Source organism: Lachnospira hominis (ex Hitch et al. 2025) (genome assembly GCF_040096395.1).
In the GTDB taxonomy this organism is placed as follows: Bacteria; Bacillota; Clostridia; order Lachnospirales; family Lachnospiraceae; genus Lachnospira; species Lachnospira hominis.
Map to the genome: position 1 here is coordinate 56,152 of NZ_JBBMES010000003.1, position 14,442 is coordinate 70,593.

At 37.0% G+C, this 14,442-nt stretch carries 17 protein-coding genes and 1 pseudogene; 17 read left to right on the plus strand and 1 reads right to left on the minus strand.

What is annotated here, in order from left to right; genetic code table 11:
• The first annotated feature begins 437 nt into the window (after window positions 1-437).
• From WMO38_RS03850 to WMO38_RS03890, 9 genes and pseudogenes are all read left to right on the plus strand, one after another.
• Window positions 438-704, plus strand: coding sequence for a hypothetical protein (locus WMO38_RS03850; RefSeq protein WP_435390983.1), 267 nt, complete (start codon window positions 438-440; stop codon window positions 702-704).
• Window positions 705-1,094: 390 nt separating this feature from the next.
• Window positions 1,095-1,517: a MarR family winged helix-turn-helix transcriptional regulator gene (locus WMO38_RS03855; RefSeq protein WP_349161557.1), complete on the plus strand. Its 423-nt coding sequence runs from the start codon at window positions 1,095-1,097 to the stop codon at window positions 1,515-1,517.
• 2 nt (window positions 1,518-1,519) lie between these two features.
• Window positions 1,520-2,560 (plus strand): aldo/keto reductase, encoded by a 1,041-nt coding sequence (locus tag WMO38_RS03860; protein ID WP_349161559.1) that lies wholly within the window; start codon window positions 1,520-1,522, stop codon window positions 2,558-2,560.
• 12 nt (window positions 2,561-2,572) lie between these two features.
• Window positions 2,573-3,337 (plus strand): carboxymuconolactone decarboxylase family protein, encoded by a 765-nt coding sequence (locus WMO38_RS03865; protein WP_349161560.1) that lies wholly within the window; start codon window positions 2,573-2,575, stop codon window positions 3,335-3,337.
• Between the two features lie 120 nt (window positions 3,338-3,457).
• Window positions 3,458-3,664, plus strand: coding sequence for an aldo/keto reductase (locus WMO38_RS03870; protein ID WP_349161561.1), 207 nt, complete (start codon window positions 3,458-3,460; stop codon window positions 3,662-3,664).
• A gap of 62 nt (window positions 3,665-3,726) precedes the next feature.
• Entirely contained in the window at window positions 3,727-4,197 is a 471-nt protein-coding gene (locus WMO38_RS03875; protein ID WP_349161563.1) for a flavodoxin, read from the plus strand.
• 10 nt (window positions 4,198-4,207) lie between these two features.
• Window positions 4,208-4,879 carry a flavodoxin gene (locus tag WMO38_RS03880; RefSeq protein WP_349161564.1) on the plus strand — a complete coding sequence of 224 codons (672 nt, stop codon included), beginning with the start codon at window positions 4,208-4,210 and terminating at the stop codon, window positions 4,877-4,879.
• Window positions 4,880-5,012: 133 nt separating this feature from the next.
• Entirely contained in the window at window positions 5,013-5,324 is a 312-nt protein-coding gene (locus WMO38_RS03885) for a hypothetical protein (protein WP_349161565.1), read from the plus strand.
• A gap of 31 nt (window positions 5,325-5,355) precedes the next feature.
• A pseudogene (locus tag WMO38_RS03890) lies at window positions 5,356-5,454 on the plus strand (MmcQ/YjbR family DNA-binding protein); the annotation flags it as partial.
• Window positions 5,455-5,678: 224 nt separating this feature from the next.
• Here WMO38_RS03890 and WMO38_RS03895 read toward each other — a convergent pair.
• Window positions 5,679-6,536 carry a helix-turn-helix domain-containing protein gene (locus WMO38_RS03895; RefSeq protein ID WP_186836583.1) on the minus strand — a complete coding sequence of 286 codons (858 nt, stop codon included), beginning with the start codon at window positions 6,534-6,536 and terminating at the stop codon, window positions 5,679-5,681.
• A gap of 217 nt (window positions 6,537-6,753) precedes the next feature.
• Between WMO38_RS03895 and WMO38_RS03900 the strand changes: the two genes are divergently transcribed.
• From WMO38_RS03900 to WMO38_RS03935, 8 genes are all read left to right on the plus strand, one after another.
• Window positions 6,754-8,124 (plus strand): MFS transporter, encoded by a 1,371-nt coding sequence (locus WMO38_RS03900; protein WP_349161567.1) that lies wholly within the window; start codon window positions 6,754-6,756, stop codon window positions 8,122-8,124.
• A gap of 64 nt (window positions 8,125-8,188) precedes the next feature.
• Window positions 8,189-10,090 carry a glycoside hydrolase family 2 TIM barrel-domain containing protein gene (locus tag WMO38_RS03905; protein WP_349161569.1) on the plus strand — a complete coding sequence of 634 codons (1,902 nt, stop codon included), beginning with the start codon at window positions 8,189-8,191 and terminating at the stop codon, window positions 10,088-10,090.
• Window positions 10,074-11,027 (plus strand): beta-galactosidase small subunit, encoded by a 954-nt coding sequence (locus tag WMO38_RS03910; RefSeq protein WP_349161570.1) that lies wholly within the window; start codon window positions 10,074-10,076, stop codon window positions 11,025-11,027. Before WMO38_RS03905 ends, WMO38_RS03910 begins: the two co-directional genes overlap by 17 nt.
• A 26-nt stretch (window positions 11,028-11,053) precedes the next feature.
• Complete coding sequence (locus tag WMO38_RS03915; protein ID WP_349161571.1) at window positions 11,054-12,331, plus strand: galactokinase; 1,278 nt, start codon at window positions 11,054-11,056, stop codon at window positions 12,329-12,331.
• Between the two features lie 190 nt (window positions 12,332-12,521).
• The gene (locus WMO38_RS03920) at window positions 12,522-13,322 is read left to right on the plus strand and encodes an AraC family transcriptional regulator (protein WP_349161572.1); all 801 of its coding nucleotides are present in this window, start codon (window positions 12,522-12,524) and stop codon (window positions 13,320-13,322) included.
• A 19-nt stretch (window positions 13,323-13,341) separates the two neighbouring features.
• Window positions 13,342-13,521 carry a hypothetical protein gene (locus WMO38_RS03925; RefSeq protein ID WP_349161573.1) on the plus strand — a complete coding sequence of 60 codons (180 nt, stop codon included), beginning with the start codon at window positions 13,342-13,344 and terminating at the stop codon, window positions 13,519-13,521.
• Window positions 13,522-13,770: 249 nt separating this feature from the next.
• The gene (locus WMO38_RS03930; protein ID WP_022262498.1) at window positions 13,771-13,980 is read left to right on the plus strand and encodes a helix-turn-helix domain-containing protein; all 210 of its coding nucleotides are present in this window, start codon (window positions 13,771-13,773) and stop codon (window positions 13,978-13,980) included.
• A 39-nt stretch (window positions 13,981-14,019) separates the two neighbouring features.
• Window positions 14,020-14,379, plus strand: a complete 360-nt coding sequence (locus WMO38_RS03935; protein ID WP_349161575.1) for a hypothetical protein — start codon at window positions 14,020-14,022, stop codon at window positions 14,377-14,379.
• The last annotated feature ends 63 nt before the right edge of the window (window positions 14,380-14,442 follow it).

Sequence of the window (14,442 nt, forward strand, 5' to 3'; positions counted from 1 at the left end):
CTGGTGATAAGTTACATTAAGTTATAACAAAAAATGAAAAAGCCACCTGTATTCAAAAAATGCAGTACAATCTGAGATGATTGTACTGCATTTTTGAGTTTATGTGAGCAATGAGCCAAAATCTGTGCATGCATGAGAATTTGACGACTGTGAAATGATTTATTTTTATGGATAATAAACCACAAAGGGTGTCAAAGTCCTTATCCTCAGAAGGCAAAAGAGGAGATTATGCTGATTAATAATTAGTGTATCGTGAACGCATATGCGACTAGACGGTAGTTCCAAGTATGCGGGCGTAATGGGGATTCATAGGAATCACGCATACATACATCTTTGTATATATTTCCCAGATATATATTAAGATAAGAGTTCTAATTCATAGGTACTTCTTACATATAAGAAAGGCAAAATATGTATGGCTCCGTAAGGAAAACATCATGGAGATTCATGGTGGAAAGACAATGCTTACCTTCCTTGATTCCAACAAGGATTATAAGCTCTACGATGAGCAGAATCGTGTGGTGACAACCCAGAAAGGAACCGAGCTTTATACTCACTATGACAAGGTGGAGTCATCTGTCAGGGAGTGTTACGAGAAAGTGCAGAAAGCACTTGCCGTAGGAGTTCCGAAAGCAACGATTCTTACTTACTTCTATCCGGAGGTTACTGTGGAGAAGATGAGTTCATATCGGAAGAAGAAGTAAATGTTATCGCATAGGCACAGGAAATGTGGTATACTGTGCCTATGTAAAAAAGAATGTGTTTTACAAATCGGGATTTGACGATTTGGTGAATCCCGATAGATTAATTTTATGTGGAACATAAACGTTGAAGTTGCAGAATTGTTAACTTTATATTTTATGAGCTAAGGATGGTTGTGAGGATATGCATCGTTTGCATCGTCTTTTGTTCTATTAATTTGAGCCCTTAATCAGCAGAATGATGTTGATTAAGGGCTTATAATGATTTTAAGAACTAAATGACAGATATTAAGCTGACTAGTTGAACGAATAACTTATTCATGTATTGATATTGACAATAGTACGAAAACGTATTATTATAAAATACGAAATCGTATTATAAGGGAGCGGGTTATGAATTCAAGAAGTTTTTTCTATGATTTTGGGAGAGCACTTTATCATGTTGATTCGTTTTATGATGAATTTGCAAAGCAAAGCAATGTTTCTTCTGCATTATTATGGGTTTTGTATGCATTGAATGATGGAAATTCACACACACAGATTGAAATCAGTAATGATTGGGAATTGCCAAAAACAACTGTTAATACGGTGATTAAAGAGATTCAGAAGAATGGCTATGTTGATCTTATTCCAATCAAAGGGAAAAGGCGCGAGATGTCGATTGTCCTTACAGAGAACGGGAAGAAGTATGCAGATAGGGTTCTTGCTGATCTTTATAAAAAAGAGGCGGAAGTATATAAAGCTTTTAGCTCAGATGAATATGCAATAGTGGCTGTATTGGAAAAGATAGCGAAAAAATTGAAGGGAGTTGAATAAGAGTGGAATATGTGAATTTAGGAAAATCTGATTTAAAGGTTTCACGCATATGTATGGGTTGCATGGGCTTTGGAAATGCAGCAACAGGTCAGCATAGCTGGACAGTTGATGAAGAAATATCCAAATCTATTATTAAAAGAGGCCTGGAACTGGGAATCAATTTTTATGATACAGCAATTGCATATCAGGCCGGTACAAGCGAGGAATATCTTGGAAAGGCAATCAGAGAATATGCAAAAAGGGATGAAGTAGTCATTGCTACAAAGTTCCTTCCAAGATCACAGGAGGAAATCGCAAATGGAATTTCCGGAAAGGAACATGTGCACAGCAGTTTGGATGCAAGCCTTTCCCATTTGGGAATGGATTATGTAGATTTATATATCTATCATATGTGGGATTGGAATACTCCTGTAGAGGACTATCTTGCCGGTATGGCAGAAGGAGTAAAGGTCGGGAAAATCAGACAGATTGGTATCGCAAATTGTTTTGCATGGCAGTTGGCAGAGGCTAACGCAATTGCAAAAGAAAATGGATGGCCGGAATTTGTTTCCGTTCAGAATCACTACAATCTTATTATGCGTGAAGAAGAGCGGGAAATGAATGTATATGCAGCTGAAAGAAATATAGCACTCACGCCATATAGTGCCCTTGCAGCAGGTCGCTTATCTAAAAGACCGGGTGAGATATCAAAGCGCTTAGAGCAGGATGCATATGCAAAGCTAAAATATGATGCAACTTCTGATAAAGATGCAAAGGTAATTGCAAGAGTTTGTGAAATTGCGGATGTGCATGGTGTTTCCATGACAGAGGTTTCCTTGGCATGGCTGCTTACAAAAGTATCATCTCCTGTTGTAGGAGCGACAAAGATCAGCCATGTGGAAGGAGCTGCAAAAGCTGTGGAATTGAAACTATCTGATGATAAAATAAATGCGTTAGAAGAACTCTATGAACCACATTTCCTGTCAGGTGTCATGGCACAAAATACACCAGCGGCAAGAAATATTGAACAGGTATGGATTAAGAATGGAAAATACAGAAAGTAGTGAGGCGACAGAATGAAAATAGTACAGACAGCAGGCAGGGCTGCTCTTGGCGAATTTGCACCGGAGTTTGCTCATTTTAATGATGATGTTTTATTTGGTGAGAACTGGAACAATCAGGATATTGATGTAAAGACAAGAAGTATTATTACAGTAGTGGCACTCATGTCATCAGGAATTACAGATTCATCCCTTAAGTATCACTTACAGAATGCAAAAGCTCATGGTGTTACGCAGAAGGAAATTGCAGCAATCATTACACATGTTGCATTTTATGCAGGTTGGCCAAAGGGATGGGCAGTGTTTAACCTGGCCAAAGAGGTATGGAAGGCTGACGAAGGAGAACTTCCTTACGAAGACGAAGCAATGAAGGTGCATGCAAAGAAAATGGTATTTCCAATCGGAGAACCAAATAATGCCTATGCAAAGTATTTTGTTGGACAGTCATATCTTGCACCGGTATCTACAAATCAGGTGGGCATTTTTAATGTGACTTTTGAGCCGGGATGCAGAAATAACTGGCATATTCATCATGCCGATAAAGGTGGTGGACAGATTCTTGTCTGTGTTGCAGGAAGAGGATATTACCAGGAAGAAGGAAAAGAAGCTGTAGAAATGAAACCAGGGGACTGTATCAATATTCCGGCCGGCGTAAAACATTGGCATGGAGCAGCACCAGATAGCTGGTTTTCTCATCTTGCGATAGAAGTGCCGGGTGAAAATTGCTCAAATGAATGGCTGGAAGCAGTAAGTGATGATGAATATGGAAAATTAGAATAGGCAGGTGGATGAAATGTTAGATAAATATATTGTTTTAAATAATGGCGTAAAGATTCCACAGTTTGTACTTGGTTTATTGATGATGATAAGGCAGCTGACGCAGTAAAAGCTGCAGCAGAGATGGGTTATAGACATATTGATACAGCGCAGGCTTATGGGAACGAACGTGGAGTTGGAGAAGGCGTAAGGAATTGTGGGATTCCAAGAGAAGAAATGTTTGTTGTATCGAAGGTTGCTGCTGAGCATAAAACATATGAAGAAGCAATGGAAGGTATCAATGAAACACTTGAGAAGATATGGAGATACTTAAGAATTTTAAGAAAATAGAGAGCTATGGTGAAAGTGGAATTTTTCCGGTATACGGCGGAAAGATGTAGGAGGTAATTAAAATGTCAAAAATATTAGTAGCGTATTTTAGTGCAAGTGGAGTAACAAAAAAGGTAGCAGAAAAACTGGCAGCTCTAGTAAATGCAGATATTCATGAGATAAAACCGAAAGTCCCATACACGAAAGCAGATCTCAACTGGATGGATAAGAAATCCAGAAGCAGCGTAGAGATGAATGATAAGACTTTTCGCCCGGAGATTGTAAAAGAAGATTTGAATCTATCTTCATATGATACTATTCTGCTTGGTTTTCCAATTTGGTGGTATGTGGCACCTACAATTATCAATACTTTTCTTGAAAACTATGATTTTTCAGGTAAGAGAATTGTTCTCTTTGCCACATCGGGCGGTAGTGGTTTTGGTAATACAATCAAAGAGCTTAAACCTTCCGTAGCAGATGCAGAAATTGTAGAGGGAAAGATTTTAAACAGAGCATCCGATGATCAGCTTAAAGACTGGATTGCAGGTTTATAGGGGGGAAAACATGAAAAAGACAAGTATTCTTATAATTAGTGTGTTCATTATGGCTATACTAACAGCTTGTGGTTCATCTGCAGATAATTCACAAAAGCAGGAAACGATAGTAAAACAGCCTGAAGCAACAAGTATGACTGTGGAATCAGACGAAAATGTATCGGAAACAAATGATACAGCAGAAGATACTAAAATTGTAAATAATGAAACTGATAGTGTGAAAATAGCAGTTGTTTACTTTTCTGGCACAGGAAATACAAAGACTATTGCAGAGATGATCGCCGAGGAAACAGGAGCTGATATTTTTGAGATTATTCCTACCCAGGCTTATACAGAAGAAGATTTGAACTATAATGATGACAACTGTCGTACTAATAAGGAACAGAATGATGATACAGCTAGACCAGAGATTAGCAATGATCTAAGTGCAACTACTGAATATGATATTGTATATTTAGGACATCCAATTTGGTGGGGAACAGTTCCACGTATTATTCAGACTTATCTGGAAACTTACGACTTGAGCAATGCGACTATCTATACTTTCTGTACTTCAGGTGGAAGTAGCATTGACAGAAGTCTTTCTGATTTAAGAGCATGGTATCCTACACTAAATATTGTAGATGGAAAGAGATTAAATGATGCTAGTAAAAGTGAGATAGCTGGTTTTTGCTATCGTTAAGAAAATTAATATTTTATCGTAACAAAGGCAACAACAACTTTCAGTTTGTCTGACTCACAACAATTTAATATCAAACTAATACAAGCACTTTAGTCAATATGGTTAAGGTGCTTTTTTTGTGCCTTGAAAGGAGGTGGTTGAAGCATACCACATCGGGGAAAGAATAACGAAAGGTGCTAATGTATATACTATTCTAATTATTAACTCAGATGGGATTGATGAAGATGCCCGTATATATGCTGATGATATATATTATGTGAATAGAAAAGAGTATGTTGATTGGGCAATTAAAGCACTTACAGTCGTTCGAAGCGTATGGTGCACGTTTTCAGGTGAAGGAGAGAGCGAATGGAGAGAAGCGGTTCACAAAGAATTTATAATAGCAGGAATAACTCCTAAAGATTATTTGGATTTTGTATGTAGTAAGAATCTTAAGGATAAGTAGTATTTTACACATAAGCAGAAAAATAAAAATAATTCTTCTGGATGGGACAGTCCAGGAGGCGGAGATATTAGATTTTCTTGATATGAGTTATGATTTGACGGATGGGCGAATCGAGGAAAGTATTGACTGATATTTAAAAATGATAAAATCCTCTTGTGAAGAAAGTTGCATAAAAGCTAAGTATGTTTTCAATAAAGTTGTGGAATTTGTTTCTCATGAAAGTTCATCTCCTTTCTGTTTACGCTGTCATTATAAAACACAAAGAGGGATATTACTTGCCAAAATAAAAAAATAAATAGACAAAAATTGCAATGGGCAGAGAGTATGTAAATATTCTCTGTCCGTTGCAGTTTATTATATATTTTTGCGGTATTCTGAGGGAGATATGCCTTTTATCTTTTTGAACATTCGGCTGAAATATAAAGAATTATCATAGCCAACAATTTGTGCAATTTCGTTTATGTTATATTCCGTATTCAAGAGCAGGGCTTCTGCATTGCAAATGCGTTTTTGTAAAATGAATTGCATTGGTGTAGAACCAACATAAAGTTTGAAATTGCGTATAAACCAGCTTGTACTTACATGTGTTTTTTTAGCGTATTCTTCAATGCTGATTGATTCACTGTAATGTTCATTGAAATAGGCAATAGCCATGTCAATAGCTTCTGTAGCACGGGAATTATCTATCCTTATGCTGTTATTAAAGTGTCGCTGCAGTTTTATAAAAATTTGTCTTAAATACATTTCAAGCATTTCCTGATAACTATCATTACACATCTGTAATTCATTTATCATTGCACGAAAAAGATTCTGATAGGAGGAACCAGAACCACAGTAAAATACCTTTTTGCTATCGGTCAATCCATAAGAGCGTAATATATTTGTTACATCGCTACCTGTAAAATGAACCCAGTAGACTTCTGTCTGATCTTCGGCATAATATTCATATTTTTGAGCCTCCTTTGGACGATATAAAACCATATGTCCGGCATGAACAATAGTTTCTTCTTCACTATTAGGACCAAAATGAAAATGGGCTTTTCCGGCAGCAATATAAATCAACTGGAAATCAAGTCTGCCTCGAGGTCTCCAGGTAGGTAGTTTAGGGCGTGTGTAGAGCTTATATGTTCCACACATAGTTACAACAAGCGGCTTGGATTTATCTTTTCTATCAATCGTTGAGTGATTGAGATATGCATTATTTGTGTACATGTGTGCCTCCTTGTATTGAAATATAAAAAAACATATGTTAAAAATCACTAAAAATCTATCCAATATAATACTTATGTTCATTAATTTTATCATTTTGTGCATATTTTGTCCAATTTATGATATGTCATTTTTGGCTTATTTTTTATATACTGACCATAATAAAGTTGTGGGACAAAACGAGGCAAAAGAATAGGTATTTGTGGAAGGAGAAATTCTCATGGAAGAAAAAACATACCTGAAATGGTATAACAAAGTAGGTTACGGAACGGGAGATATTGCAGGAAATGTAGTATATGCTTTTTTATCATCATTTGTCATGATTTACCTGACAAATACAGTTGGGTTAAATTCGGGCATAGTAGGTACATTGATAGCAGTATCAAAATTATTTGATGGAGTTACGGATATATTTTTCGGTACAATGATAGACCATACAAAGAGTAAGATGGGGAAAGCAAGACCGTGGATGTTCTATGGATTTTTTGGCTGTGCCATCACGTTGTTTGGTGTATTTGCAATTCCTACAAGTCTTGGAAAAACAGCTCAGTATGCATGGTTTTTTATAGCATATACATTGCTTAATGCTGTATTTTATACTGCTAATAATATTGCGTATGCAGCGTTGACATCACTGGTAACAAAAAACAGTAAAGAGCGTGTTCAGATGGGTTCTTTCCGTTTCATGTTCTCATTTGGTACAAATCTAGTCATCCAGTCTGTTACTGTTGGTGCAGTAGAAATGTTTGGTGGCGGTGCAACTGCATGGAGAACTATCGCATTTATTTACTGTATTATAGGTATTATTACCAATACACTTGCTGTATTTTCAGTAAAAGAACTGTCAGATGAAGAATTAAAAGATGATAGTGTGGCAGGAGAGGAAGATGACAAACTTTCTTTTAAGCAGATAATAAAACTTCTCTTTAGTAATAAATATTTTTCAATGATTTGCGTGATTTACATTCTTCAGCAGCTTCGTGCTTCTATGGTGAATGTAGGAATCTTTTTTATGACATATGTATTACTGAATACGAATTTGTTTGGTGTATTTTCATGGGCGAATAATATTCCATTGATCATTGCACTTGCCATTACACCTACACTTGTTTCAAAAATGAAAGGAATGTATAAGTTAAACAAGTATAGTTATATGCTTGCTACAGTATGTCGTCTGATGGTTGCAGTGGCAGGTTATCTGGGAAGTGTTCCGTTGATGTTGTTATTTACAGTTCTTGCATCCCTTGGAGAAGGACCTTGGCAGGGAGACATGAGTGCAGTAATTGCACAATGTTCAGAACATACTTATTTAAAGAGTGGAAAGCGAATTGACGGTTCCATGTTCTCTTGTACTTCATTAGGCGTAAAACTCGGTGGAGGTATTGGTGTTGCACTTTCAGGCTGGATGCTAGATATAAGTGGATATATTAATCTTGACAACGCACTTCAGCCAGATAGCTGTATTAATATGATGTATTTTATGTATTTGTGGCTTCCGTTCATATTTGACATAATTATTACAGTCATTCTTTCATTCCTTAATGTAGAGAGTGCAAATATGAAATTAAAAGAAAATATGCAGAATCAGTAATGAAAATAGTCCCTGAAGTTTGTCTTTAGGGGCTGTATAGAAAAAAGAAAAAAGGAGAATTATTATGAATGCTGATATGAAATGGTTAGACGATCCGGAAGTGTTCCGTGTAAACCAGTTGGACGCACACAGCGACCATTGCTACTATATAGATTATGCAGATATGGAAAAATCGGAGAATCCATTGATGCAGTCATTAAATGGACAATGGGAGTTTGCTTTTAGCAAAAATGTAATGGATAGACCGGAAAATTTTTATGAGGAAAATTTTGATGCATCTTCATTTGCTAAGATTATGGTTCCGGGGCATATCGAACTGGCAGGCTATGACAAAATACGCTATATCAATACGATGTATCCGTGGGAGGGAAAAGAATATCACAGGGGTGCGTATAGTATGGAGAGTACCGGGGACGAGGCAGGAATGTTTTCCGAGGCAGAGTATAATCCTGTCGGATCTTATATCAAACGATTTGATTTGAGTGAGCAAATGCGTGAAAAGAAAATCTGTATCTGTTTTGAAGGTGTGGAAGAAGCAATGTATCTGTGGCTGAATGGTCAATTTGTAGGATATGCGGAGGATAGTTTTACACCGTCAGAATTTGATCTGACACCATTTATCAGAGAAAAAGGAAATGTGCTGGCAGTTCAGGTCCACAAAATGAGTACGGCAGCATTTTTGGAGGATCAGGATTTTTTCCGCTTTTTTGGAATTTTCAGAAATGTAACTTTAAAAGCAGTGCCAGAGGTGCATTTGGAAGATGTATGGTTACAGCCGACACTAAACAAGGATAATGTAAGCGGCAGGGTATTGGTAAAGATGAAAGTAACTGCTCCAGAAGGAAAGAAAGTAGCTGCCCATTTTGTTTTAAAAGACCGAGAAAATAATCAGGTGGCAGAGGACAATATCACCTTAGAGGAAAAGGATGGAAGTCGTGTAGGAGTGATTGATACTGAGGTTGGAAGTGTTAAGGCATGGGATAATCACTGCCCATATTTGTATCACGCATATGTAGAGCTTAGAAGCGAAGATGGAGAAATATTAGAGATAATTCCATATGACATAGGTTTTAGAAGACTTGAAATGATTGACAAGGTGATCTATTTAAATGGTAAACGTCTTGTCATTACGGGAGTGAACCGTCATGAGTGGAGTGCAAAGACAGGAAGAAGCATTAGTATGGATGAAATGACAGCAGACATTGATTGTATGATTAGAAATAATATCAATGCAGTACGCACCTGTCATTATCCGGATCAGATACCGTGGTATTACCTGTGTGATAAAGCTGGCATTTATGTAATGGCAGAAACGAATATGGAAAGTCATGGAACATTCCAGAAACTTGGTGCGATTGAACCATCGTGCAGCGTACCTTGTTCTATTCCGCAATGGCGGGAGGCTGTTGTTGACAGGGCTAGGAGTAATTTTGAAACTTTTAAAAACCATACAGCAATTCTTTTCTGGTCTTTAGGAAATGAATCTTATGCGGGTGATGATATAGAAGCAATGAATACTTACTTCAAGGAAAAGCAGGATGGCAGATTTGTTCATTATGAAAGCTCTTTCTATGACCGTAATTATGAGGAAACCATATCAGATATAGAGAGCAGAATGTATGCAAAGCCTTATGAAGTGGAGGAATATTTAAATAACAATCCAAAGAAACCTTATATTTTGTGTGAGTATATGCATGATATGGGTAATTCGATGGGAGGACTTGGTACTTATATGAAGTTAATAGATAAGTATGAGATGTACCACGGTGGATTTATCTGGGATTTCATTGATCAGGCACTTCTCGTGAAAGATGAAGTGACAGGAAAAGAAGTTTTGCGTTATGGCGGAGACTTTGATGATAAGCCTTCTGATTATGAGTTTTCAGGAAATGGAATCGTATTTGCAGACCGTAAGGAAAAACCAGCTATGCAGGAAGTGAGGTATTACTATGGCTTATACAGATAAGAATAAATTGAGAGTCGTATATGGAGATTATACACTTGGTGTACATGGAGAAGGGTTTGACTATATATTCTCTTATTCACAGGGCGGTCTGGAGTCTATAGTAAAAAAAGGTTATGAATGGCTGTATCGTTGTCCAAAGCCTACTTTTTGGAGAGCATTAACAGATAATGACAGAGGCAGCAGGTTTCATATTAAAAGTGGAAGCTGGCTCGCATCGGATATGTTCATTGACTGTAAAAAAACGGAAGTTATTATGGACGGTGAACGGCAAAAGCAGTACGCTCCGGACAATAACAGCTATGGCGGTGATGTGTCTGCCGGGGAAATAATTGTGAAATATACTTATGAGACTGTCGGCAATCCAATAACAACAGTCGTTGTATCTTATACAATTGATGTAATTGGAAATATCAAGGTGGATGTGGATTACACAGGAGTAAAGGGACTGCCAGAACTTCCGGTATTCGGAATGAGGTTTATTATGCCAACACTTGCAGATAAATATATGTACAAGGGATTATCGGGGGAAACCTATCCGGACAGAAAGGCAGGGGCAGAAAAAGGAGTTTATGAGGTATCAGATTTGAGACTGACACCATATCTGGTTCCACAGGAATGTGGTATGAGAATGGATACAGAGTGGCTGGAGATTACAAGACATACAAGTCTTGATAATAGCAGAACGGATAGTTCAGCACAGACATTAAGAATAGAGAAAAACGACAAGGCATTTGCTTTTTCATGCCTACCTTATACAGCATCAGAGATTGAAAACGCAACACACCATGAGGAACTGCCACCAGCAAGAAGAACAGTCCTTTGTGTCTATGGTGCAGTAAGAGGAGTTGGTGGAATTGATAGCTGGGGAAGTGATGTGGAAGATGATTATCGGATTAATGCAGAAAAAGACATTCACTATTCTTTCATTATCCGCTAAGTTTTGTTTGAAGTGAGGTGTTTGAGATGCAGATAGAGATATTGATTCGTAGTTTTCTGGATGGTGCATATGATGAAAGACTCTTAGACATTTATGCTGATGAGACAAAGATTTCTTACCAGAGGGAACGCTATATCAATGCAATAAAGAAATTTGAGCAGTGCTATAAGCCGGGAGATGTGGAATTGTTCAGTGCTCCGGGAAGAAGTGAGATTGGCGGCAACCATACGGATCATCAGAACGGAGAGGTTTTGGCAGCCTCAGTTAATCTTGATACTATTGGGATCGTAAAAAAGACGGATGATAATGTAATCAGATTAGTTTCTGATAACTATGATGAAATCATTATCCGGCTTGATGATGTATCTGTAAAGGAAAAAGAAAAGGAAACAACAAAGGCTTTGATAAAAGGTGTGGTTTCTGGATTCCTTGAGAGAAAATATGCAGTTGGAGGTTTTCAGGCATATATAACAAGTGATGTGCTGATTGGTGCGGGGCTTTCATCTTCGGCAGCATTTGAAACACTGATAGGAACGATTTTGTCTGGACTTTATAATTGTGAAAAAGTTTCAGCGACAGAGATAGCCATTATTGGACAGTATGCTGAAAATGTTTATTTCGGAAAGCCTTGTGGTCTGATGGATCAGATGGCAAGTTCTACGGGAAATCTTGTTCATATTGATTTTGCTAACCCGGAAAATCCACAGGTTGAAAAAATTGATTTTGATATGGAAAAGTATGGTTATAGACTATGTATTACGGATACAAAAGGCTCTCATGCTGATTTGACAGATGAATATGCGGCAGTTCCGAAGGAAATGAAACTTGTTGCAAAATATTTTGGAAAAGAAGTGCTGCGTGATGTATCTGCAAATGATGTACTGGAAAACATTCATAATTTAAGAGAAAGACTTGGGGATAGATGTGTCCTTCGTGCACTACACTTTATTTGTGAGAATGAAAGAGTACAGAAAGAAGTAAGAGCATTGAAGTCAGGAAATATAGGAGCATTTTTGGAGAATGTGAAAGATTCTGGTAATTCTTCTTTTAAATATTTGCAGAATGTTTATTCAAATCAAGATATAAAAAATCAGAATGTATCCGTTGCACTGCTTGTAAGTGAAATGCTTTTAGGAGAAAACGGTGTATGCAGGGTGCATGGCGGTGGTTTTGCTGGAACAATACAGGCATTTGTGAAGAATGAATATGTAGAGTCTTATAAATCCGGAATGGATAATGTATTTGGTAACGGTTCCTGTAAAGATTTGAGAATAAGAAAATATGGCGGCATAAAAGTGTTATGAAATAGAAAGAAGGTTTTATTATGAGGATTTTGGTTTTAGGAGGGGCTGGCTATATTGGTTCACATACAGTATACAGATATTGAGACCATTATTTCAACAGCTTGGAATTGGCATATAAATCATCATAAAGGTAACAAGTTAATGCCGGATTAGACAACTGACATTATAAATTAAAAGGAGTTGCTCGCGAGTGTTATTGGTATATGAGAACAAAACTGATGGAATAGCGGTTGAGTGGAAGAAAACAGTGCATTTTCCACCACATTTACACGAAGCAATAGAGGTAGTGTATGTAACTAATGGGAATATTGAGCTTGGAGTTGGACAAGAATTGTATCACATGGACGAGGGTGATTTTGCAATCGTGTTCCCAAATGTAATACATCATTATCAGGTGTTTGGGAAAAAAGAAAATAAGGTAATATACCTGTATCTTGATCCGACCCTGTTTCCTTCCTATTATAAAGAGTTGCAGATATACAGCCCGAGGAACCCGGTTGTAAAAAAAGAGCGAGTGCATCCTGATGTAGTAAATGCCATAAAATATCTGGCAGGAATAACAGAGGGGAATTCCATGCTGATACAGGCATATGTACAGATGATTCTTGCCCATGTTTTCGCAGAAATGCCAATGGTTGATAAAAGTACAGTAGGGAGTGATGACTTGATTTATAATGCGGTAGAATATGTAGCCCAAAATTTTAGAGAGAAAGTCAGTCTTGAAAAAATGGCATACGATTTGTGTGTAAGCAAATATGTGTTATCAAGAATGTTTGCAAAAACCTTTCACTGTAATTTTAGTAAATATGTGAATGGAGTCAGATTAAATTATGCAGCTGCGGCACTAGAAAATACAATAGATTCCATTACAAATATATGTCTTGATTGTGGGTTTGAAAGTCAAAGAACTTTTAACCGTGTTTTTAAGGATAGATACAAGATTACACCAAGAGAGTACAGAAAAAGAATGGAACACAATAATAAATGCTAATCGTATTATGTCTGTGAGAATGACTATTGAAGATAATCAGGATACAGTCAATGCATTGATGAAAAAATTGAAAAATCCACCAGATGAATACAAGGATGCATACGATGCCGTATCAGATTTATATGATGCATACATATCGCTTACTAACTGCACAACAGATCCGTCGGGCAGAGTGCAGGATAGGCACTCTGCCTTTTAACTATACATTTTGGCATTATTCAATGCCTAGATTAATGCAAAAATATTGACAGAAATACTCAAAAGCAAGGTTATGAATTTCTTTCTCACAAAAACCAATGACTTTTAAATGAAAATAATTAAAGCTCGCAAGAAAATGCGATTATTTTAATTGCAAGAATAAGCGTTTTGTACTATAATTTAAAAAGTGAGTTTTTACTCAATTGTGACAAATATAACATGTCTATAGAAGAAGCCACGAGGTGTGAGAATGAGAGTAAGTTACAATAAATTATGGAAGTTATTGGTAGACAAAAAGATGAGTAAAGCCGATTTGAGAAAGGCTGTAGATATTGCTCCGAATACTCTTACAAAGATGCGTAAGGATGGAGAAGTGTCTATGAGTGTATTACTCAAGATTGCTACATATCTGGATTGCGATATTAGCGATATCTGTGAGTTTGTGAAAGATGAAGAATAAACCTTGTTGGAGAGTGACAAATGGCAGAGTTAGTATATAGTGCAGGACTTACATCAAAATTATTTTGGCTACAGGAGTCCAGAAAGACCGCAGGATATATCCTGGCTGGATGGACGGATAAACAGTGCTTTACTAGAAGTGGTATATATTCCGGGAGCTGCTGATATAAGGAACACGATGGAGAGTGGTGAGACAGAGATAATAACAACTATGTCGAAAGAGGACAAAGTACTTGCTTATATCCGGCAAAATGGAAGTATTTCTATGCAAAAAGTAATGGAAACCTGTAACTACAGATCTAGAACTGGGACAAGAAAACTAATAGATAAAATGATAAATGCGGATTTGATAGAAAAAACTGGAAAAGGAAACAATACAATATATAAAATTAAAGAATAGCTTAGTGGTCACTTTAAATAACAGAGTGACCACCATTACCAATATCAAAAGTGATTTGTGCAG

What these genes read in the sequence shown, in the direction of transcription:
- WMO38_RS03850 (WP_435390983.1), top strand. Translation starts at nt 438, where the DNA reads ATGGAGATTCATGGTGGAAAGACAATGCTTACCTTCCTTGATTCCAAC.
- WMO38_RS03855 (WP_349161557.1), top strand. Translation starts at nt 1,095, where the DNA reads ATGAATTCAAGAAGTTTTTTCTATGATTTTGGGAGAGCACTTTATCAT.
- WMO38_RS03865 (WP_349161560.1), top strand. Translation starts at nt 2,573, where the DNA reads ATGAAAATAGTACAGACAGCAGGCAGGGCTGCTCTTGGCGAATTTGCA.
- WMO38_RS03870 (WP_349161561.1), top strand. Translation starts at nt 3,458, where the DNA reads ATGGGTTATAGACATATTGATACAGCGCAGGCTTATGGGAACGAACGT.
- WMO38_RS03875 (WP_349161563.1), top strand. Translation starts at nt 3,727, where the DNA reads ATGTCAAAAATATTAGTAGCGTATTTTAGTGCAAGTGGAGTAACAAAA.
- WMO38_RS03880 (WP_349161564.1), top strand. Translation starts at nt 4,208, where the DNA reads ATGAAAAAGACAAGTATTCTTATAATTAGTGTGTTCATTATGGCTATA.
- WMO38_RS03895 (WP_186836583.1), bottom strand. Translation starts at nt 6,536, where the DNA reads ATGTACACAAATAATGCATATCTCAATCACTCAACGATTGATAGAAAA.
- WMO38_RS03900 (WP_349161567.1), top strand. Translation starts at nt 6,754, where the DNA reads ATGGAAGAAAAAACATACCTGAAATGGTATAACAAAGTAGGTTACGGA.
- WMO38_RS03905 (WP_349161569.1), top strand. Translation starts at nt 8,189, where the DNA reads ATGAATGCTGATATGAAATGGTTAGACGATCCGGAAGTGTTCCGTGTA.
- WMO38_RS03910 (WP_349161570.1), top strand. Translation starts at nt 10,074, where the DNA reads ATGGCTTATACAGATAAGAATAAATTGAGAGTCGTATATGGAGATTAT.
- WMO38_RS03915 (WP_349161571.1), top strand. Translation starts at nt 11,054, where the DNA reads ATGCAGATAGAGATATTGATTCGTAGTTTTCTGGATGGTGCATATGAT.
- WMO38_RS03925 (WP_349161573.1), top strand. Translation starts at nt 13,342, where the DNA reads ATGACTATTGAAGATAATCAGGATACAGTCAATGCATTGATGAAAAAA.
- WMO38_RS03930 (WP_022262498.1), top strand. Translation starts at nt 13,771, where the DNA reads ATGAGAGTAAGTTACAATAAATTATGGAAGTTATTGGTAGACAAAAAG.